21 protein-coding genes and 1 pseudogene are annotated in these 18540 nt (G+C 31.9%); 14 read left to right on the top strand and 8 right to left on the bottom strand.

Going from position 1 to position 18540, the window contains the following annotated elements; translation table 11 throughout:
* Positions 1 to 8: 8 nt before the first annotated feature.
* Positions 9 to 980: a 3-oxoacyl-ACP synthase III family protein gene (locus IL45_RS04735; protein ID WP_036580961.1), complete on the bottom strand. Its 972-nt coding sequence runs from the start codon at positions 978 to 980 to the stop codon at positions 9 to 11.
* Positions 981 to 1185: 205 nt separating this feature from the next.
* Here IL45_RS04735 and IL45_RS04730 point away from each other — a divergent pair, with 205 nt between their 5' ends.
* Positions 1186 to 1614: a DUF4268 domain-containing protein gene (locus IL45_RS04730; protein WP_036580958.1), complete on the top strand. Its 429-nt coding sequence runs from the start codon at positions 1186 to 1188 to the stop codon at positions 1612 to 1614.
* Position 1615: 1 nt separating this feature from the next.
* Here the strand turns inward: IL45_RS04730 and IL45_RS04725 are convergent, their stop codons facing one another.
* On the bottom strand, positions 1616 to 2179 hold the full coding sequence (locus IL45_RS04725; protein WP_036580956.1) for a nitroreductase family protein: 564 nt from the start codon (positions 2177 to 2179) through the stop codon (positions 1616 to 1618).
* Between the two features lie 131 nt (positions 2180 to 2310).
* Here IL45_RS04725 and IL45_RS04720 point away from each other — a divergent pair, with 131 nt between their 5' ends.
* The 7 genes and pseudogenes from IL45_RS04720 to IL45_RS04690 all read left to right on the top strand — a co-directional run bounded on the left by IL45_RS04720 (position 2311) and on the right by IL45_RS04690 (position 8963).
* Positions 2311 to 2643 carry a hypothetical protein gene (locus IL45_RS04720; RefSeq protein ID WP_036580953.1) on the top strand — a complete coding sequence of 111 codons (333 nt, stop codon included), beginning with the start codon at positions 2311 to 2313 and terminating at the stop codon, positions 2641 to 2643.
* A 9-nt stretch (positions 2644 to 2652) separates the two neighbouring features.
* Positions 2653 to 3327, top strand: a complete 675-nt coding sequence (locus IL45_RS04715; protein ID WP_146128652.1) for a hypothetical protein — start codon at positions 2653 to 2655, stop codon at positions 3325 to 3327.
* A gap of 14 nt (positions 3328 to 3341) precedes the next feature.
* Positions 3342 to 4007: a hypothetical protein gene (locus IL45_RS04710; RefSeq protein ID WP_036580948.1), complete on the top strand. Its 666-nt coding sequence runs from the start codon at positions 3342 to 3344 to the stop codon at positions 4005 to 4007.
* A gap of 11 nt (positions 4008 to 4018) precedes the next feature.
* Positions 4019 to 4753, top strand: a complete 735-nt coding sequence (locus IL45_RS04705) for a sensor histidine kinase (RefSeq protein WP_235183319.1) — start codon at positions 4019 to 4021, stop codon at positions 4751 to 4753.
* 6 nt (positions 4754 to 4759) lie between these two features.
* On the top strand, positions 4760 to 5416 hold the full coding sequence (locus IL45_RS04700) for a response regulator (protein WP_036580946.1): 657 nt from the start codon (positions 4760 to 4762) through the stop codon (positions 5414 to 5416).
* An 889-nt stretch (positions 5417 to 6305) separates the two neighbouring features.
* Positions 6306 to 7145: pseudogene (locus tag IL45_RS04695) on the top strand (YifB family Mg chelatase-like AAA ATPase); the annotation flags it as partial.
* A 60-nt stretch (positions 7146 to 7205) separates the two neighbouring features.
* Positions 7206 to 8963: a recombinase family protein gene (locus IL45_RS04690; RefSeq protein ID WP_036580943.1), complete on the top strand. Its 1758-nt coding sequence runs from the start codon at positions 7206 to 7208 to the stop codon at positions 8961 to 8963.
* A 143-nt stretch (positions 8964 to 9106) separates the two neighbouring features.
* Here the strand turns inward: IL45_RS04690 and IL45_RS04685 are convergent, their stop codons facing one another.
* A complete protein-coding gene (locus tag IL45_RS04685) occupies positions 9107 to 9370 on the bottom strand; it encodes a helix-turn-helix domain-containing protein (protein WP_036580941.1) in 264 nt (87 codons plus the stop codon).
* A gap of 97 nt (positions 9371 to 9467) precedes the next feature.
* On the opposite strand from IL45_RS04685, the gene IL45_RS04680 reads away from it, so the two are divergent.
* From IL45_RS04680 to IL45_RS04670, 3 genes are all read left to right on the top strand, one after another.
* Positions 9468 to 9881 carry a lipocalin-like domain-containing protein gene (locus IL45_RS04680; protein ID WP_036580938.1) on the top strand — a complete coding sequence of 138 codons (414 nt, stop codon included), beginning with the start codon at positions 9468 to 9470 and terminating at the stop codon, positions 9879 to 9881.
* Between the two features lie 62 nt (positions 9882 to 9943).
* A complete protein-coding gene (locus IL45_RS04675; protein WP_036580935.1) occupies positions 9944 to 11248 on the top strand; it encodes a hypothetical protein in 1305 nt (434 codons plus the stop codon).
* 38 nt (positions 11249 to 11286) lie between these two features.
* Positions 11287 to 11571: a hypothetical protein gene (locus IL45_RS04670; protein WP_152550763.1), complete on the top strand. Its 285-nt coding sequence runs from the start codon at positions 11287 to 11289 to the stop codon at positions 11569 to 11571.
* Here IL45_RS04670 and IL45_RS04665 read toward each other — a convergent pair.
* Genes IL45_RS04665 through IL45_RS04655 form a run of 3 tightly spaced genes read right to left on the bottom strand, consistent with a single transcriptional unit; the run spans position 11564 to position 14990 of the window.
* On the bottom strand, positions 11564 to 13561 hold the full coding sequence (locus tag IL45_RS04665) for a hypothetical protein (protein ID WP_036580930.1): 1998 nt from the start codon (positions 13559 to 13561) through the stop codon (positions 11564 to 11566). The two genes, IL45_RS04670 and IL45_RS04665, sit on opposite strands and share 8 nt — an antisense overlap.
* Positions 13548 to 14276, bottom strand: coding sequence for a hypothetical protein (locus tag IL45_RS04660; protein WP_036580926.1), 729 nt, complete (start codon positions 14274 to 14276; stop codon positions 13548 to 13550). Before IL45_RS04660 ends, IL45_RS04665 begins: the two co-directional genes overlap by 14 nt.
* Before the next feature lie 3 nt (positions 14277 to 14279).
* On the bottom strand, positions 14280 to 14990 hold the full coding sequence (locus tag IL45_RS04655) for a hypothetical protein (protein WP_036580923.1): 711 nt from the start codon (positions 14988 to 14990) through the stop codon (positions 14280 to 14282).
* Between the two features lie 438 nt (positions 14991 to 15428).
* On the opposite strand from IL45_RS04655, the gene IL45_RS04650 reads away from it, so the two are divergent.
* From IL45_RS04650 to IL45_RS04640, 3 genes are read left to right on the top strand one after another with little or no spacing between them, the layout of a single operon-like run.
* Positions 15429 to 16085, top strand: a complete 657-nt coding sequence (locus tag IL45_RS04650; RefSeq protein WP_160165386.1) for a recombinase family protein — start codon at positions 15429 to 15431, stop codon at positions 16083 to 16085.
* An 18-nt stretch (positions 16086 to 16103) separates the two neighbouring features.
* Positions 16104 to 16310 (top strand): hypothetical protein, encoded by a 207-nt coding sequence (locus IL45_RS04645; RefSeq protein WP_036580918.1) that lies wholly within the window; start codon positions 16104 to 16106, stop codon positions 16308 to 16310.
* Positions 16295 to 16609, top strand: coding sequence for a hypothetical protein (locus tag IL45_RS04640; protein ID WP_152550762.1), 315 nt, complete (start codon positions 16295 to 16297; stop codon positions 16607 to 16609). The genes IL45_RS04645 and IL45_RS04640 overlap by 16 nt, the downstream gene beginning before the upstream one ends.
* 425 nt (positions 16610 to 17034) lie before the next feature.
* Here the strand turns inward: IL45_RS04640 and IL45_RS04635 are convergent, their stop codons facing one another.
* Together IL45_RS04635 and IL45_RS04630 are read right to left on the bottom strand one after the other, a co-directional pair.
* Positions 17035 to 18069 carry a reverse transcriptase family protein gene (locus IL45_RS04635; protein ID WP_036580912.1) on the bottom strand — a complete coding sequence of 345 codons (1035 nt, stop codon included), beginning with the start codon at positions 18067 to 18069 and terminating at the stop codon, positions 17035 to 17037.
* Between the two features lie 154 nt (positions 18070 to 18223).
* Entirely contained in the window at positions 18224 to 18538 is a 315-nt protein-coding gene (locus IL45_RS04630; protein ID WP_036580910.1) for a hypothetical protein, read from the bottom strand.
* Between the last annotated feature and the right edge of the window lie 2 nt (positions 18539 to 18540).

Below are 18540 nucleotides of genomic sequence, written 5' to 3'. Positions count from 1 at the left end.
AAATAAAATTACCATTTATAAAGTGAGGTTGCCCAGGTCCATCCAGCGCCTACGGCTGCAAATAATACCATGTCACCATCCTTAAGTTTTCCTTTTGAAACGGTTTCATGAAGCATGATAGGTATAGTACCACCAGAGGTATTTGCATAACGATCCATATTAGTCATTACTTTTTCCCATGGTAAAGAGACACGTTTTGCAACTTCTTCAAGGATGCGCACACTAGGTTGATGTGGAATGAGAAAATCAATATCATCTATGTGAGTATTATTTCTATGAAGCAATTTTTCAATAGATTCTGGAACAACTTTTATAGCGGTTTGAAAAACGGCTGGACCATCCATTTGAAAATATTGAAGCCCTTTTTCTAAAGTTTCTGGGGTAGTAGGAGTGAGAGAACCACCAGCAGGTATATTCCAGCAATCCTTACCACGACCATCTGTATGTAATAAGAAATCTATAAATCCTTTATCCTCATTAGTATGAGAGATTACCATGGCGCCAGCACCATCACCAAAAAATACAGCGTCTCTACGATTCCAATCTGTGATGTTTGAAAAAGTATCTGCTCCTATAACAAGCACATTTTTATACATTCCAGATTTTATGTACTGTACTGCGGTAGTAGTAGCAAACAAAGCACCTGAGCAAACAGCAGAAATGTCAAAGGCTACAGCATTAAACGCTTCTATTTTTTCTTGTACAAAACAGGCGCAAGATGGAGCGAGCTTATCTGGTGTTGCGGTGGCAAGAATGATTAAATCGATATCTTGAGGAGTGAGACCAGCATTTTTAATAGCTTCCTTACCAGCCATTGCAGCGAGGTCGCTGGTAGTTTCACCTGTGGAGATGCGTCTTTCTTTTATTCCTAAGTTTTTTTGTATCCAGGCATCATTAGATCCTACAGATTCAAAAAAATCGTTTTTCACTATGTTTTCTGGAGCATAGGATCCAGTTCCTTTAATATATGCGTTATTCATAAATGAGTATAAGCGCATAAAAATGTGACATTTAAACAATAAAAAAGAGTAATATCTAAGAAAATATCGGTAAATTAAGATATTCGTAAATTAATCCGTAATTCATTTTTATTTACTTAATAATCTTGCATTAAATCATCAAATTGATAAAATAAAAAAGTCTCATTTCTAGGATTTACTCTTTAATCACATTTATTTTTGCAAAATGTATTCACGTGAAGAAGCAAAATTAGTTAGACAGCAATTCTGGACCATGTTCGGTAAACGATATGATCGTAAGTGGTTGTTATACAATACTAAAATTAAAGATGTGGTTCTTAAGTTCTCTTTTGAGGATCGACGTGCGCTGGTTTCCATGGATATAGAACATGATGAGATGTTTTATCGTGAGTATTATTTTGAAAAGCTTATAAGTCTTCAAGCGATTCTGAAGGAAGAAGTCTCACCAGATATTATTCTAGATGCAGACTATGTTCTAGAGTCTGGCAAGCAGATTTCTCGGGTTTATGTGATGCTAGAAGGTGTTAAAATCCAGAAAAAGACGCAATGGCCAGAGGTCTATGAGTTTTTCTATACCTATATGGATAAGCTGGAATTATTTTTCTGGGAATACAAAGATTTTATAGAAAGTTGATTTACTCGTTAATAAAGCTAGCCATCTCTTTTATTGATTTGCGTTCTGGAAGTTCTTGCTCCTCATAAGGATATGTTCCTAGATAGAAAAAACCTAAAAACTGTTCATTATCTGCGACATGTATTCCTTCTAGGTTTTTAATGTTAGCAAATGGTTTAGGAGAACTCCAGTAGGCGCCATATTTCATATCATGACTAGTTAACCACATGTTTTGCACGCTCATGGATACCGCTGCTATTTCTTCCCATTCTGGTACACTTTCATTGATGTCACGATGCATAAAAATCAAGATGACAGCGCTAGCTTTGGTAGGGTTTTCTTGTAATTTCTTTAGTTTAAACTTTTTATAGCCTTCGGTTTGGGCATAAGATGTCGCCATAAAGTTACCTAATCTTTCTAATGCTTTACCAGTCAGTATTTGATAACGCCATGGTTCTGTCTTACGATGATTAGGTGCCCATCTGGCGCTATCTAAAATTTTTAGAATATCTTCTCTTGGTATTATTTCTCCGGTATACTGCGCAGGAAATACACTACGACGCGTTTTGATGATTTGATCTATCATTTTTTTAATAAAGATAATATGAATATGGTGGACGATAACGGGTTTGCAAAAAGCTTTAATGCCGATTTAACAAAATTATGTTAGCTTTATATCGAATTATGAATTTTAACCCCAATTAATTTTAGAGTATTATGTCAGAAAACACAATCCCATTAGAACAAGCCCAACAATGGCGTAGCAACTGGAAAGCATCTGGTAAAGAGTGGATCCAAGCACAAACAGATGGTTTACAAGGATTTTTAGTTCCAGGAAGTGACCTTTCTCAGGTAACTGGAGAAAACGGAGTAGATTGTAGAATTTACTTAGGTCTTACTGAACCAGGAACCGGCGGCGTGGCAAAAGTAATGTTAGTGGCTGTAGGGAGCGACGGTAAAGACTTGATAGATGCAGAGAATGGATATTATATCTACGATAATTCGAGCAGTATTCCGCCTAATGGAGATTCATCAAGTCCTTTAAATTAGATTTAAACATTGTCTTTTTCAGATTTCATTGCTGATTTATACTATTTACTATTGATACTGACTACGATTGTGTTTTCAGTATCAATTGTTTATGGTGCCAGAAAGTTTTTACCTATTACTATTTGTTTAATCATAGGTATCTTATGTGAATTCTTTACATATTTAATACGTGAGCACCACTTATTAATTATGGGAGAACAAAATAATGCGATAGTTGGTCATGTTTATAAATGGACTTCTTTCTTAACTTTTGGGTTCTTTTTATACAGTGTTCAAAAAAGTAAGGCAACAAAAAGATATTTTGTTTATCTATTTTCCACTTGTGCGGTAATAGGTATTTTTTCTCAATCAAGATTAAAACATTATTGGTTAGAAAATGATCCATGGTTAGCTTTCTCTTTAATGTCAGCTATCATCATAGCTTCGATGGTTTATTTTATTCAATTGTTGAAAGCTAGAGATGGTTATCCTTATATCACAACAGGGATTTTCTTAGTGTCGGGTAGTTTTTTAATATCTAGTGCTGTAAATGGTACTTATGTAGGTGTTGATCTTGAAGTTTGGTTTTTTAGAGAGTCCATTAATAGAGTGGTTTTAATTATTATGTATGTCATGTTTTTGTTAGAATCATATTTATATTTTAAAGAAAATGACGTTATGAAGCTACAACGTTTACAGCAGTAATGTATGATTAACTAATGGAGTCATTTTTAGACCATCTTTCTACAGTTTATAAAACCCTACTGATTCTCGCTTTTTTATTTTATACTATAGCGATAAGTATGGGGAAAAATGATTTCAAGCCTATCTTTTTATACCTTATGGCTGGCGCATTTACTGAGGTCATGAGTAAAATGATTACTTGGGATTATTTTCTAGTTTTAGGTGAGAAAACAAATGCTCCCTTTTTCTTTCTTTTCACTATTTTGCAATTTGTCTTTTTATCTTATTTCTTTAAGAAAGTAATCGACTGTCCTGTTTTTACTAAATATTTTAAATCTTCGGTAATCATAGTTTTAATAATCGGTATCATACCATATATTTTTAATCCATCATGGATATTAGAATTCTCAGTTTGGTTACCTTTAATGACTATACCTTTATTATTGTTTTTTAGTGCATATTATTTTATAGAATTACTTAAAAATAAAATGGGCTATCCTTTTATTAATATTGGTTTATTTATAATGCTAGGAACAACTTTGATCTTTTTTATGACGATGCAGTTTTACGAAGGCGTTCCTCCAGATGTGAAAATTCTACTCAGAACTCTTCATGTTTTACCATTAACAATTTTACATACCTTATTTATTTACGAATGCCTGTTATACTTCAAATCTCAAATACATCGATTAACTATATAGCTATAGGGTTGATGATTTTTATTATTCTATTTTCTATAGGTATGGTTATTTTTTTCCTGCTTTCGCGGAAGCGTATCACAGAAGCTGATCTGGAAGTAAGGGACACTCAAATTAAAGCTCAAAAAGATGTCATGTCTGCTACACTTGTAACTCAAGAAAAAGAAAGACAGCGCATCGCGAGAGACTTGCACGATGAGATCAGTGCAAAATTGAACGTGATAGCCATGAATACTAACATGCTTAAGGAAGAATCTTTATCTGTTGAAGAGCGTGAAATGTTGATTTCTCGTATTGAAACAGCAACAGGTAAAACATTAGAAAACGCACGTAAAATAGCTCATAACCTTTTGCCTCCAGTACTTGAGAAATTTGGTTTATGTGCAGCACTTACAGAGGTTGTTAAGAGTATTAAAGGTGATAAAATTGATATTCATTTCTCCTGTGACTGGAATGAAGAGCAGTTAAATCCTGATTCACAATTACATGTGTATCGTGTCATACAAGAGTTACTCAATAATACCATTAAATATGCACAGTCAGATAAAGTATCCATAGTACTTCATGAAGAAGAACATAATCGACTAATTACCTATAGTGATAATGGAATAGGTTTTCAGGATAATGCTCAAATAGGTCTAGGAACTAGTAATATAAGCAGTAGAGTAGACCTATTAAATGGAATCTATCACCTAGAAACTAGTGATGGTAATGGTGTTACATATACTTTTAAATTCCCTAAAACTTAAACCCATATGATAAACATCGCCCTAGCAGATGATGAGAGTTTATTTCTAGATACCTTAAGTTTTATGTTGCAAAGAATTCCAGATTTTAATGTGGTTTTTACAGCAACAAATGGACAGGATCTCGTAAATCAACTTTCTACTCAATCGCCATTACCAGATGTAGTAGTTACCGATCTTAAAATGCCAGAATTAAATGGAGTAGAAGCTACTAAAAAGATCAAAGAACTTTTTCCAGAACTAAGTGTTATCGCATTAAGTAGTTACAATACAGATGTGTTTATTTCTAATATGTTAGGTGTAGGAGCCGCGTCATATTTAGTGAAAAACACCACGCCTGCACAAGTTGAGCTTACCATCAGAGAAGTCGCGGCAAAAGGATTTTATTATGATAAAAATGTTTTACGCATATTACAGGATAATTCTCAAGATGGAAATTATAAGCGCAGCACACTAGATCATAATTTATTAACGCCACGAGAATTAGATGTATTACAGTTAATTTGTGAGCAATTTACAACTGCCGAAATTGGAGAACAACTTTGTGTTTCTAAACGCACGGTGGATGGGCATCGCAATAATTTATTGGTTAAGACAAAAATGAGAAACGTCGCTGGACTTGTGGCTTATGCCATACAGAATGCCATTATCACAGTCAAAATTTGATTTTCTATCAAAAAACAGGTATTTATACCTATTGTGTACACCTCTTAAACTGTATAAATTTGAACAAGTAAAATAAGTAAATAAGAGAAGTTGAAGACTCTTTTTGATTTTGTAGGGGAAACCAAGAAGATATCTCAACTTTGAACACTAAAATAAATTTTTGACGCATCAAAAATTTATTTTTAGAAAAATGTAAATGAGGCTTAGGCCTCATTTACTATTTAATGACCTTAATAAGTATTGATTTTCAGTTTGTTAATCGATATAAATATTGTATATTTAAGTAAGTAGTTTTAACCAGGTGATTTTCTTGTTTTTGTAGGGAAAACCGAGAGACTCTTCTGATTCTGTTTGAAAACTACTTATTTAACCTTCAAGAATCATATTCTAAGGCAATGAAAGTGAGGCTTCGGCCTCATTTTCTATTTCGCACTATTTGTTCAATATACAAAAACAGGTATTTATACCTATTTCATGAACGATGAGGTATGCATAACTTTGGATTGTAATTAAGCTAGAGTTCTTCTTTTATTCAGTTTTGTAGGGGAAAAGGTTTATGAGTTGAACTTGAAATTACACACTCTGTATACAGAGTATTTAAAGGGGAAAGGAAATGGGGCTAGCGCCTCATTTCTGCTTTCCTTTTTAAAAAGGAATAGTATTTGAATTGAGTGTTTTTAATAAGTTTTGCTAATTGTTTTGATGGTTATGGATCGTCTAGTTTTCGGGGGAAAATGTATCACTTCATCAATTTAGGGTAATCAAATTACCTGCATTAGCAACACATTAACCGCAAGAATGGGACTTAGGTCCCATTCTTTGTATTACTATATATTAGATTTATAATACTTCTGTTAAATTTCCTACTTTTAAACCATAAACCTATAATATGCTCACAAAAGTCTATGGAAGCGCCGTTTTTGGTGTAGAAGCAACAACTATTACAGTAGAGGTTAATAGTGTAAAAGGAATAGGATATCACCTCGTCGGGTTACCAGATAAAGCGATTAGCGAGAGCTCTTATCGTATCGCAGCAGCATTGTCTAATGTAGGATATAAGCTGCCAGGTAAGAAAATCACTATTAACATGGCGCCGGCAGACTTACGTAAAGAAGGAAGTGCTTATGATTTAACACTTGCCATAGGTATATTAATATCCTCTGGACAAATTAAAGCAGACGAAGTAGACCAATATCTTATTATGGGTGAGTTATCTCTAGATGGTAGCTTACAACCCATAAAAGGCGCTTTACCCATTGCCATAAAAGCTAGAGAAGAGAAGTATAAAGGATTTATACTGCCGGCACAAAATGCTCGCGAGGCTGCTATTGTTGATGGACTAGAAGTTTATGGCGTTGATAATATATCACAAGTGATAAACTTTTTTAATGAAGGCAAGCCACTAGAACCTACCATAGTTGATACTAGAGATGAGTTCTTTCAGGCTTTAGAGCATCCAGAATTTGACTTTGCAGATGTTAAAGGACAGGAATCTATTAAACGATGTATGGAAATAGCTGCAGCCGGTGGACACAACATTATCCTGATAGGACCACCAGGTGCAGGAAAAACAATGCTAGCAAAAAGACTACCGTCCATCTTACCACCTATGACATTACATGAGGCATTAGAGACGACAAAAATTCATAGCGTTGCCGGTCGTACTCAAGAAAAAGTAGGATTGATGGCACAACGCCCATTCCGCAGTCCACATCATACCATATCAGATGAGAAAAGTAATTTTGTGGGGGTGTTGTAAATCTTTATCTTTACTAGATAAAATCAAGCAATGCTAGCCATCTATACAAGACTCTCTGTCGAGAGTGAAAGTAAATCAATAGACTACCAAAAACGAGAAGGAATACAGTTTGCAAAGGAAATGTCTTTACAGTATGAACTGTACGATGAAGGAGCTGGTGTAAGTGGTACTAATGATATAACCGAACGTCCTGTTCTTTCAAAGTTAATATCAGATATCTCGGATACTTCCAAAAATATATCTGCCGTATGGATGCGAAGTCAAGACAGACTTGACAGAAATAGTATGGTTTATTTCATTTTTCTTGATGCAGTCAAAAAATCGAATGTATTAGTTTATTTCGGAAGTAAAGAACAGTTGGATTTTAATGACCCCCAGACATTGCTTAACACAAGTATCCTATCCGCATTTAATGCTTACTATGCAGGGGCATCTAGAAAGAAGATAAAAAGAGTACTTCATGACAATGCTGAAAAGGGGAAAGTATGGGGCATTGTACCATACGGTTATCGCACCGATGAGAATCAAAAACTAGAGATTTATGAAGAAGAGAGCAAAGTGGTTGAATTGATTTTCAAATTAGCACTAAAAGGATGGGGAGGAAAACGGATTGCGACGAAACTCAATCTTGACAAGATACCAACGAGATACCATAACTACGAAGGAACGCTCAAAACCAAGAACAAATATACTAAGGAGGTCAGCAGAAAAAGCAAAAAAGATATAGTTTGGGCTGCAAAAACGGTCACCGATATGTTGCAAAATAAATGGTATGTTGGTACCAGAACATATGGTGAGAAAACTTTCGCATGTCCCATCATAATTAACGATATTGACTTTTATAAGGTTCAAAATTTATTTAAAAAAAGGAAAAACTTTAGAAGTTTTGAGGGAAAACATAAGTATCTCTTAAAAGGTAAGTTGAGATGTAAATGTGGAAGAAACTTATACGGTCGCTATAAAAAACACGGTAGAGAGAATTACTATATGTGTAGCAGTAAACGAGAAGCGACCATGAATTGCGGCTCTGCCAGTATTAACATCCCTCGTCTAGATAGTTTCATAATTCAGCATTTATTCGAAAGTAAAAATCTTATTAACCACCTTGAAGAGGTGCTTAATAATAGTGATAAACTCAAAACTTTAAATTATGAGTTGAGTGAAATTATTTCTAAAATATCCATACTTAGTAGAAAAAAAAATAAGTATGCAAAATACTTAGCCGATGAACTAGAAGGTGACGAGACGATTTTAGACCTGTACAAAAAAACAAAGCGAGAGCTTGAAATTGGCATAGATACACAAATGAAAATTCAAGCTAAAATTGATGACTTATCATCAAAAAAGGGATTGAACAACTACAAAGAAATTAAGAAAAAAATTAAATCGAATGATTTGATGAATGATTTTGAAAGCTTGCAGGAAGCTATACATCAAATCTTAGATGAAATAGTTATTGATTCTACAATTAGAGAAGATAAGTCAGTTTTTCTCAAATTAAGTATTTCATATAAAAATATTGATTTGGAGGATAAAGAAAAAGTGCTATGGGTGGCTGAACGAATGAATGGTAAGAGTATCGAGAAATTTGAATTTATTGGTAAAGTAAACCAAGTAGATGATATAAATGATAGTATATTTAACTACTTAAAGCAGATGTCCTCGATGAATGAAAATTTAGTTAGTCATCTTAAAAAAGAGGGTCTATCAAATAGATATATTAATAAACAAAAGAAATTCCAGACTATATATGTTGACAAAAAGAGTCTTTTTCATTTCAATAAATAATAGTTGACTATGACCTTAGTAAACTACTCGAATTTTGTCTTACAAAGTATTAGTAGCTATGGATTGAGTAACGGAAACTTCAATAAGCGACAATTCCAAGAACAATGGGATTCCTGAAATATCGTAAATGAATAAAACCGTTTTTAAATATCGTCCTTTTTTTTGATTAGTTCATATTCAATCAATTCTCCTATAGACATTTGCAAGCCATTCGCTATTTTTTCGAGCATACTTATTTTCATTTCTTGCTTTCCAGTTTCATATCTTCTTAGGTGTTGAGCTTCGATTCCTATAGAGAACGCTAGTTCCATCGTAGACATTTTTTTACTTTCCCTAATTTCTCTGATTTTCTTTCCTAATTCAATGACTATAACAGGCATTGCATTTTTACGAACTCGTTTTTTCATAAAAAACAAGATGCTAACAAAAAATAGGCTATAAAGAACCGTATACATAACTCCGTATAAGTATTATTTGGTTATTTTTGAAAACACAATTTTTAATATGAAACACTTAAAATTAATCAGTATAGTTATTTGTGTAATCACAATAACTTCATGTTCAACCGATGATGGCAAATCAGAACAACCTTCCAACCATACAAATCTTTTATTAGGTGTTTGGGAAGAATCGAATGTATCATTTGATGGTGTAGATAGCACTTCTCAGACTATATGCAACGGTGAGCGGGAGCTTTATACTTTTGAAGTCAATGGAATGGTAACAGAACGAGAATTTGATGACTTCTGCGATGAGCGATTTGAAGCTGGCACATACTCTTTACTAAATGATACTCTTACACTTTCTCTAGATGGAGATACAGATACTTATGAAGTAGTAGAGCTCACTGATGAAACTTTACGCTTTACGTTCATGGATGGAAATGTGCTTATAGAAGAGACGTACGTCAAATTATAGCAACAAAATAATATCCAAAGTTTATAAATTGAATTAATGTAAGCAAATTGAAATAAAATTAAATGTTAGAACAAATTTTAGCTTCTCTAATCGACAATCAAATAATGATGAATTTCTTTAAAAAGGGCATTGTAATCTTCAGTGTTGTTACTTTTACAACCTTCTTCGCTAATGCACAAACAGACACAGTCAGTATCACACCTGAGCGAACCAAGGCATTTCTTGAAGAATACGATTATAAAGTTGATATATTTAGAATAGAGAATAGAACAGTTGAAGTCTCTAAATTAGACACTGTAAAAACCGTTAATCCCAAGTATCAGGAGATAAAATCAAAGTTTCAGATTATAAACAATATCAATTCCTTTAGAAGTGATACTTCTGTTTTTAATGTAAAGAAAAAATATCTTGAAAATGCACAGAAGATAGCAGACCAAATAGGACTTAATGTTTTTATTTACAACATAGACAAAGACAAAGCTAAATACAAAGGTGAACAACTGCAAAAGTACCTTAGTGATTTGACTTATTCAATTAGTGGCTACAATGTTCAGCCTATGATGAGAAGTGTTGATACTGATAAAGGTTTGCTAAGGGACTTAAAATACAGGTTAAGACATTATCCAGAGTTTGATACAAAAATCGTAAAATCGGATTCTACCATTAAATTTACAAAGTTAATTTTAGACGTTACGAAAAATCGTCTTTCAGAGCTAAATGGGGAGTTTTATGTTTCAAATAAGACTTTTATAAGGTATGACCAAGATGACGGTCAAAACCTGAAAGATGAAATAAAAGAATGGACAAAAAGTGAGATACCAGACCACTCGAACACAGTCAAAACAGTAATCGTCAATAGCAGAACAGGCGATTTATACCTCCCAGAACCTTCAATTTTATTGGAAAGATATGAGTTCATCGTTGACTATTCTGTAGCACTAAAGAAGATAGAAAATTACGGGTATACAATCATTAAAGATGGTGAAGGCAATCGCTTTAAGGTTAATGGTATAACTGTTTATATGACAAGAAATATTTTGAAAGACCCGTCTAAGGCTCACGTAGACCAAATTGCTAGTTCACTAAAGAAGTTCAAAAGTACCATGCCAGAAGCTGACGTAATAGGAACTAAACTATCAAAACATATATCTGCATATAACAATGGTACAATGACCACTACAAGACTAGCTCAATGGACGAAAGACTGCAAAACAGGGATAGCCTACAATGAAAGATTAAAAAGGCTAAAAGGATGGGACAAGGACGTTTTATGGAGCATATCACAACACTTCGATTACAAAGAAATTGAGGATTACACAGATTTCAAGCAGTTGCTTGACGGCTCTGTTGAGATACTTGGTCTTTGATTAAACGTCTATCCATAAAAAAGCCACTCTAAAATAGAGTGGCTTTAATTATTTTTGAGAATATGAATTATCAGTTCACTACATTCTACGGAAAGAATGAAATTTTATATAATGTTGTTTTTACTAACAGAAAAACTGTATGTTTTAAAGTTTATCCATCAGGAAAAATAACAGCGTTTACTCCAAAAAATTTTGATTACAAATCTTTAAGAGATATTGCATTATCGAAGGCTCAGGATTTATTTGGACAGCAACTTTTATATTCTATACTTTATCCTTTTGATAATGGTGAGTTCATTTTTCTTCATGATGCTGTCAAATAACATTAGGGATGTTAGGGTAACGTCGTTCTTTGAATCGCTTTATTTTTTTTGAGAATTGCATACTTTCATTGGATTTATCAAAATCTATGATTTTTACGTTTTTTAGATAACCATACTCTAGGTCATCATCAGCAATATTCCCGTTTTCTGCTTCTTTTTTAAGCTGTAAAAGTCTTTCAGCTTCACCTAAAGTTAAAGTTCTGAATACTTCACTTTTTAAATACATAATTAAGTCTCTATCATTTCCTTTTATTAAATAATTTAGATAATTTACCATACAATATTTCTCGGTTAATACATTCTCGTTATTATATTTAAGACTTAAAACATCCTTATGAAGACCATTCGTATATGGTAAATTTCTTAATTGCTCTTGGGTTATTTTTTTTAGTAGTTTGTTGTTCTTTTTATCTCTTTTCAAACCCTCTATTTCAGATCGTTTTAAGTCTTTACGACGTCTATTCTCTATAGACTTTTCATTATTTTTTATCAATACTTTACTCGACTCTATAGTATCATATTTTGAAGTAAAATCCTTTATTCTAAATGAATGAAAATACGCATGTAATTCAAATTCATACCTTTTAATCTCTTCATACTCTAAATAAGATTTCATATGTTGAATTTCGTCATAATTTTGTATTAATACACTACCATTTTGAACGAAAGAAATTTTTAATTCTTCAATATATTCTTCAAGTCGGTTGTAATAAACCAATTCATTTACTATTTCAAGTTGCTTTTTTTGTTGGTACATAGGAAAAACCAAACAGTTATGTGTTGATGAAGATAAAGTCAAAAACAGATACTTGAAATTGCTATATTTTGAAATCGAAATTACTTGGTAGTTTGTGAAGATTTTAGTCAAAGTTTCGTTTAAAACTTTATCTAAAACTTCTAATTTATCCGAATATGATTTACGAAAACTTCGAGAGGCAGCGAAAATTTCATAGTTATCGAGATAACCAATTTGCTGATGCTGTCTATTTAGTAAAAATACTTCGACATTGAGTTTTGAAGTATTGTTGTTTGCAATTCGAAGATTAAATATTATGTATCCATTTGATGATTCACAAAGGATAAAAGTATCTCCATCCCTTGTAACTCCTTGTCTTTTCAAATAAATTTCCTTTACGTACTTTACTTGCTTGTTAATTGCATCTAAGTAGTCCTCTGATGCAGAATTTCTTTTTTTAAGTAGTCTTCTATATTTCTTATTAATAATCTCTTCGCTATCTTTAACAAAGTCTAATCTATTGATTTTATCATCTGGATTTTCCAAATCATAATATTCAAGGGTTTCATCGACCTTATATAGTCTGTTATCCAATAGAAACAAGGAACTTTTGAAATCGTCAAGAGAATTCAATAAATTATTTTCTAAAGTTTGCAGTGTAATATTGTACTCTTTTAATTGAGTAAAAACTTTAGTAGCCATCCCTAAATCGGGATTATTTTCTTTGCTAATTACATAAGGGTTAAGGGTGTTAACCTCTCGCTGTGTGCTATTATATAAAACATCTTTGACCCTTCTTCTAAATTCTAAATCATTCAAGTCTAAAGAATAAATAAATTCTAAAAATTTGGTCTTTCTAGATATATAAAAGTTCTGTTTCTCCTTGTCATTAAAGTATGCGTGTCTGAACTCATCAGTATCTGGATGCTGAGCGCTATCCTTATCTAGGAGGGTTGATAATTGATATACTTCTTCTATAGATATATCTCTGTTAATGTTGTGAGCTTGAAGAAAGCTTGCATACTTGTAAACGAATATATTATTAATGAACATATCTTCCTGTAGAAACAACTCAGAGATATTAAAATATATCTTAGTAGTTACCACGCCTAACAAGTTTTTTCTTGCAAGGTCATAGAAATAAGGTATCTCGCTCCCTATCTTCGATTCTCCGATATAATCAAACAGCTTTTTTCCGTAAGCATTTTCTTGGTATAACCTTCCGAATAAAGGTGTTTCATTACTTTTCTGCATTAGTTTTTATTTTGGATTTTGTTGGTTTTGTTTGTGTGAATTTTGACAAGTAACCTGATATATTTTTAGGATTTAATGAATTGTTTTTTATCAAGTACACGTAGGAGTTCTTTTTATGAAATGAACTATACTCAATGAAAAATCGGTTTTGTAGTAATAGATATAGATAATCATTTAAGTAGTCTTTGTCATCTTCTGCAAGTGAGAGTGATGTTTTACCGTGTTCAAAGATATCTTTGATTATTAAGTCCCTTTTTATATAGACTTCATCATCGAAAAAGTCAATACTATTATGTAAAAATTTACTCTTCGATAGAGACTTGTCTAGAATGGTAATGATTTTAATAAAATTAAATTTACGGTACATCTCTTTCTCGATATTTTTTATGTAAACATCAAGCTCATTTTCATTTTGAAAATTATTTTTTAATATTCCTTTATAGTTCATCTGGAACATTGCTGATAAGTACCATTTATCAATAATTATGTATTTGAAATCTTTATTCTTAACTAACTTTTTCAAAGACTCAATTGACTCATAAAATGACCATTCAAAATTTTCAAAACTGTCAGTTTTTAAGTTGAAATTTATTATGGTACATTTTTTTTGAAGTTTAAACTTATGATGATTTTTCACAGTGTTTAGACGTTTTGAGCATCCTTCATACATAATAATTTGAGAACCTTTTTTTGGATTTATATATTTCAATTCCATGCTTCATTTTAATTTATTGGATTCCCTTTCAAGATGTTGTTGTAGTTCTTTCTTATCATACATTAAATGATAATTCTTTTTGAATACTTGTTCTCTGTTACTTCTAGGTAACTTTAAATAATATTTAGCGGTCTTTAAATCTATTTTACCAGATTCGATATCTTTTAAAATAATTGAGGGTAATTTCATTATCTGTTGTTCTCTGTAAAGCTTTATATAGCTTATTCCTTCTCGTCTGGCATACTCTTTTAAGCTTATTTGTAGCCTTGTAATTCTTTTGTGAGTGTCTATTATACTTTTGAAATCGTATGATTTGGGCTTTATATGAAGACTCTGTAGCCTTTTCAAATGGGAGTAGCTGATACCTAGTCTTTTAGCATATGCCTTCATAGTAAGACCTAAACTCTTCATTTCTTGGTTACGATATATGGCTATACTTTTAGATTTTTCCAGTTCCAGCTGTTTATAGTAATTTTCATTTTCCTTCAATAAATTGGTTACAAGTTCTTTAAGCTCATTGGGAGGAAGAAAAGTTTGTACTTTGTTATCTACTTGCTTTCGAAGAATAGTAAATTGTAGTAGAATAGTTCTAGTTCTAATACAAGGAATCCTCATCAGTTCTTTCTGAGTGCGTTGAGATAATAAGCCATTATCTGATATTAATTTCATTATACCGTCAGACTTGATATGTTTTCTATCTATTAATTGTATCATTAATAATTCTTTACTTTATATATGGTTTGCGTTTCTAAATTTCAAAAAGCTCAATTTATACTTAAAATATAAAAACAAGACCATTAGGCGGTTATGGCAACTGTGTTAGGTCTTTTCTGAAATTGGGGTATTTTATAATAATATTTATTTAATATACATATATTAAGACAGTTAATCTATTGATAGAGTTACTCTTAAACGTATAATTTCAATAGTATTCTTTTTAAGTCATTTTGTATATTTTTTTACAATTAAAAATGACTACTTAATACTAAAGATAGACCTACAGTTTTAAATCCTTAGGTTTTTCTCAAATTCATTCCAAAAATAGTTTTAATATTTATCGAGTTGTCGTGACAAATACAATCAGATTTATTACTTGTAACAAATCATAAACGGTGGTTTCAGTTTTGTTATAAAATGATTATCTTTATAAATATGAAGAAGTTTATTGCTTACTACAGGGTTTCTACAAAAGAACAGGGAATATCAGGTTTAGGTCTTCAATCGCAGAAAGACTCTATTTTGAAATATATAAAATCAACTAGTGGAGTATTAGTTGAATCATTCACCGATATTAAATCAGGTAGTGACAATAACAGAGAGAATCTTAATAAAGCAATTATTGCTTGCCAAACAAATAAAGCTACTCTTATTGTGAAGAAGCTAGACCGATTATCTAGAAGTGGGTTTAAGATAGCCGTCCGTTTGGAAGACCTAGGAGTTAGTTACATCGAGTCCGACTCGCCAAATGATAATGAGCTCTTAAAGAATTTAAAATTGGCTATTGCGAAGGATGAACGACAGAAGATTAGTGAACGAACGAAAGCAGCTTTAAAAGTAAAAAAGGAACAAGGCTTCAAATTAGGAAGTCCAAATAATTTGACTAATGAGGGTAGACGTAAAGGTGCGCTATCGATGAGATTTAAAAAACAACTTAATCAAAATAATAGAAGAGCGAGCAGTTATGCTAAGGTTTTAAGGGAAAAAGGTTTTACTCTTCAAAGTATTGCAGATGACTTAAATGAAAATGGATTTTTAACTTCCAGAGGTTATAAATTTAACTCAATACAAATAAGTAGATTACTTAACTAAAATATTAAATTATCCATAATGAGGGAATTAAAAATAGAGCTTTCAGAAGAGCAATACAAATTATTGAATCAAGAAATCGCTAATGGAACTCAAATAAACTTTGAAGAGGAAACTCATTCAGGATTTACCGTAGAGCTCAACTCTATAGAAGGCGGTATCTCGTGGATTGATTTTAAAATGCAGAACGAACTTGAGATAGGTGAAGTCACTTGGAGTTTAACCTAATGAGTGATATAGATTATATAGAAAAGGCGTGTCGTTATGACACCTCACTATCAGACTTAGTGTTCCTTGATTTCTTCGTGAATTTAGGAGAACTTAGTATCGATAAGCAGGAGCGAGTCAAAAAGATGAATTTCCTGAAAAGTATAAAGGAAACTAAGATCAGTGAATGGCAGGTGTATCAGTATGATGAGCTATGCATCTTGGACTCTTTTTGGGATGACATCCAAAAACTTGATGAGTTAGAGCCATCTTTAAGTGATTCCGTAAGTAGATATGTAAAATCACAACTTAAATTATAAAGACATATGGCTGAATTTTGTAAAAATTGTGCTGGAAATTTTAATATGTATCCTGATAACTTGCCTCTTTTATGCGAGGGATGTGGTGAATACATAACTACCTACAAACAATTACCGCCCAAAAATATGTGGGAGAAATTTTTAAACCTATTCCGATAAATAAAAACCTTTTAAATTTTTAAAGAAGCTGAATTATATTTTCTTAGCATTAATGTATGCTTTAGTCGCTTATAATTCTTTCACGCTTCTAGTGAAAGGGTTTTTAAACCTCAATTAAATGATATTTTTGGTCGTCTTACGTTATGTTAACGGTTCTATAATAGCACGCTTAAAAGACGTAAAAGCTAAAAATCACAGTGGGTACTATTCTTTACTTAGGTATTGTTGAGATTTAAATTAAAGATTTCTATATGATTTAGATTCTATCATCCAGTTTTCATGACCTTCAATTTGTTATAAATAACTTTTATCTTTTCATCTTTAGGATTTATTTTAAGCATATAATTCGCTTTACCCAGTAGATGTTCTATGTAATTTGCTTTATTACAGTCAATTTTCTTTAGGTGTTCTTCCAAACTGAATTTCTCAATGTAATACATTGCCTGTCTAAGGTCATCTCTGTCTTTTCTTGGCACTTGAATTTTGTCATTTACGACAATCCCAGATATAATTTGTCTTGCTTTTTTAGACATCACCCTAGTTTTAGAATGATTTATTTTCAAATTAATTTTTGCTAAGTTCTCTTTTACTATTTTAATAAGAGTGTCAACGTCTTGTATGCTTCCTGAAAATGCTAAATCATCAGCGTAACGAGTGTACTTTAAACCTTTACTATTTGTGTATTTGGAAATCTCGTTGTCAAACTCGTATAACAATATATTCGAAATTGCTGGGCTAGTAGGTGCGCCTTGCGGTAATACATCATTTAATGTACATATTTTAGTTATCAAATTGGCTACCTGAAATGAGTAACCTTTTGATAAAAGTATATTAACTATTAAACCTGATTCTAAATTATCAAAGAACTTTTCGATGTCCATTGTTATTACAACTTCTTCTTTCTTATGATACCTAACATGGTCTCGAATGCCTTTCTTAGCTCTGTAAGCTTTAGCATAAGGACTAATAGGTAATTTTATAAAAAGGTTATCAAGTAGCCATCTCTGAATTTGTTTTAAACTGGGTAAAGGTTCCCTTATCAAACGCTTTTCTCCATTCTTTTTTGGGATATAATAATCCCTGTAGAAATATGAAGTTTTATTTACTTTAGATACTCTATTTAAATAATCCTTATTGTATCCAACTAATGCAGAAAGATGAGATGAATTAAATATAATAGGTAGATTCTTTTTTAAAAGCGTTTCCGAATAATTAAGACATTTGGATATCTCATCACTTGAAAATCCTTCGTTATAAGCCCTTTTAGTAAACTCGGATTTGTAAGACTCAAAATTTTTCATTGATTTTCCTTATGAACGGGGGACTTGAAAAAAGCCCCCGTTCTGATAAAACAACTTAAAAAAAAGATGAATACCTACGGATTGAATCTTTATTTTAAGTTGTTTTGCTTGAAAGTAAGTTCTCTAAATAAATGGTGACTCACCATTCAGAATTCTAAAAATCAAGTTCTTTTCTATTGGGTAAATATATCTCATTTTTACCTAATTGCATAATTTTACTTTTTTCCTCTGGTACTATCCAACTTTCACTTCCAAACTTATTTTTTTTAGCAAATTTCTCATCTAAATATCCTAAACCTTTAGTGGACACTTTAATTTGGTTGACATCTTTTTCAAGAAAACCTTCATCCATGCACTCGTTTGTCATTCGTGCTATTTGACCGTAAGTGTAACCATCTTTTAATAGCTCTGAGATATTTCCATTATTTTTTACGAGAAGTAAAATTTTAATAATTGTTGATATTTCCATAT

Source organism: Nonlabens ulvanivorans, from assembly GCF_000732625.1.
Taxonomy (GTDB): domain Bacteria; phylum Bacteroidota; class Bacteroidia; order Flavobacteriales; family Flavobacteriaceae; genus Nonlabens; species Nonlabens ulvanivorans.
This window is presented reverse-complemented; position numbering and strand designations above follow the sequence as displayed.

What these genes read in the sequence shown, in the direction of transcription:
- IL45_RS04635 (WP_036580912.1), bottom strand. Translation starts at nt 18,069, where the DNA reads ATGAAAAATTTTGAGTCTTACAAATCCGAGTTTACTAAAAGGGCTTAT.
- IL45_RS04630 (WP_036580910.1), bottom strand. Translation starts at nt 18,538, where the DNA reads ATGGAAATATCAACAATTATTAAAATTTTACTTCTCGTAAAAAATAAT.
- IL45_RS04655 (WP_036580923.1), bottom strand. Translation starts at nt 14,990, where the DNA reads ATGATACAATTAATAGATAGAAAACATATCAAGTCTGACGGTATAATG.
- IL45_RS04720 (WP_036580953.1), top strand. Translation starts at nt 2,311, where the DNA reads ATGTCAGAAAACACAATCCCATTAGAACAAGCCCAACAATGGCGTAGC.
- IL45_RS04725 (WP_036580956.1), bottom strand. Translation starts at nt 2,179, where the DNA reads ATGATAGATCAAATCATCAAAACGCGTCGTAGTGTATTTCCTGCGCAG.
- IL45_RS04690 (WP_036580943.1), top strand. Translation starts at nt 7,206, where the DNA reads ATGCTAGCCATCTATACAAGACTCTCTGTCGAGAGTGAAAGTAAATCA.
- IL45_RS04665 (WP_036580930.1), bottom strand. Translation starts at nt 13,561, where the DNA reads ATGCAGAAAAGTAATGAAACACCTTTATTCGGAAGGTTATACCAAGAA.
- IL45_RS04680 (WP_036580938.1), top strand. Translation starts at nt 9,468, where the DNA reads ATGAAACACTTAAAATTAATCAGTATAGTTATTTGTGTAATCACAATA.
- IL45_RS04710 (WP_036580948.1), top strand. Translation starts at nt 3,342, where the DNA reads ATGGAGTCATTTTTAGACCATCTTTCTACAGTTTATAAAACCCTACTG.
- IL45_RS04650 (WP_160165386.1), top strand. Translation starts at nt 15,429, where the DNA reads ATGAAGAAGTTTATTGCTTACTACAGGGTTTCTACAAAAGAACAGGGA.
- IL45_RS04660 (WP_036580926.1), bottom strand. Translation starts at nt 14,276, where the DNA reads ATGGAATTGAAATATATAAATCCAAAAAAAGGTTCTCAAATTATTATG.
- IL45_RS04645 (WP_036580918.1), top strand. Translation starts at nt 16,104, where the DNA reads ATGAGGGAATTAAAAATAGAGCTTTCAGAAGAGCAATACAAATTATTG.
- IL45_RS04730 (WP_036580958.1), top strand. Translation starts at nt 1,186, where the DNA reads ATGTATTCACGTGAAGAAGCAAAATTAGTTAGACAGCAATTCTGGACC.
- IL45_RS04735 (WP_036580961.1), bottom strand. Translation starts at nt 980, where the DNA reads ATGAATAACGCATATATTAAAGGAACTGGATCCTATGCTCCAGAAAAC.
- IL45_RS04685 (WP_036580941.1), bottom strand. Translation starts at nt 9,370, where the DNA reads ATGAAAAAACGAGTTCGTAAAAATGCAATGCCTGTTATAGTCATTGAA.
- IL45_RS04675 (WP_036580935.1), top strand. Translation starts at nt 9,944, where the DNA reads ATGTTAGAACAAATTTTAGCTTCTCTAATCGACAATCAAATAATGATG.
- IL45_RS04700 (WP_036580946.1), top strand. Translation starts at nt 4,760, where the DNA reads ATGATAAACATCGCCCTAGCAGATGATGAGAGTTTATTTCTAGATACC.
- IL45_RS04705 (WP_235183319.1), top strand. Translation starts at nt 4,019, where the DNA reads ATGATTTTTATTATTCTATTTTCTATAGGTATGGTTATTTTTTTCCTG.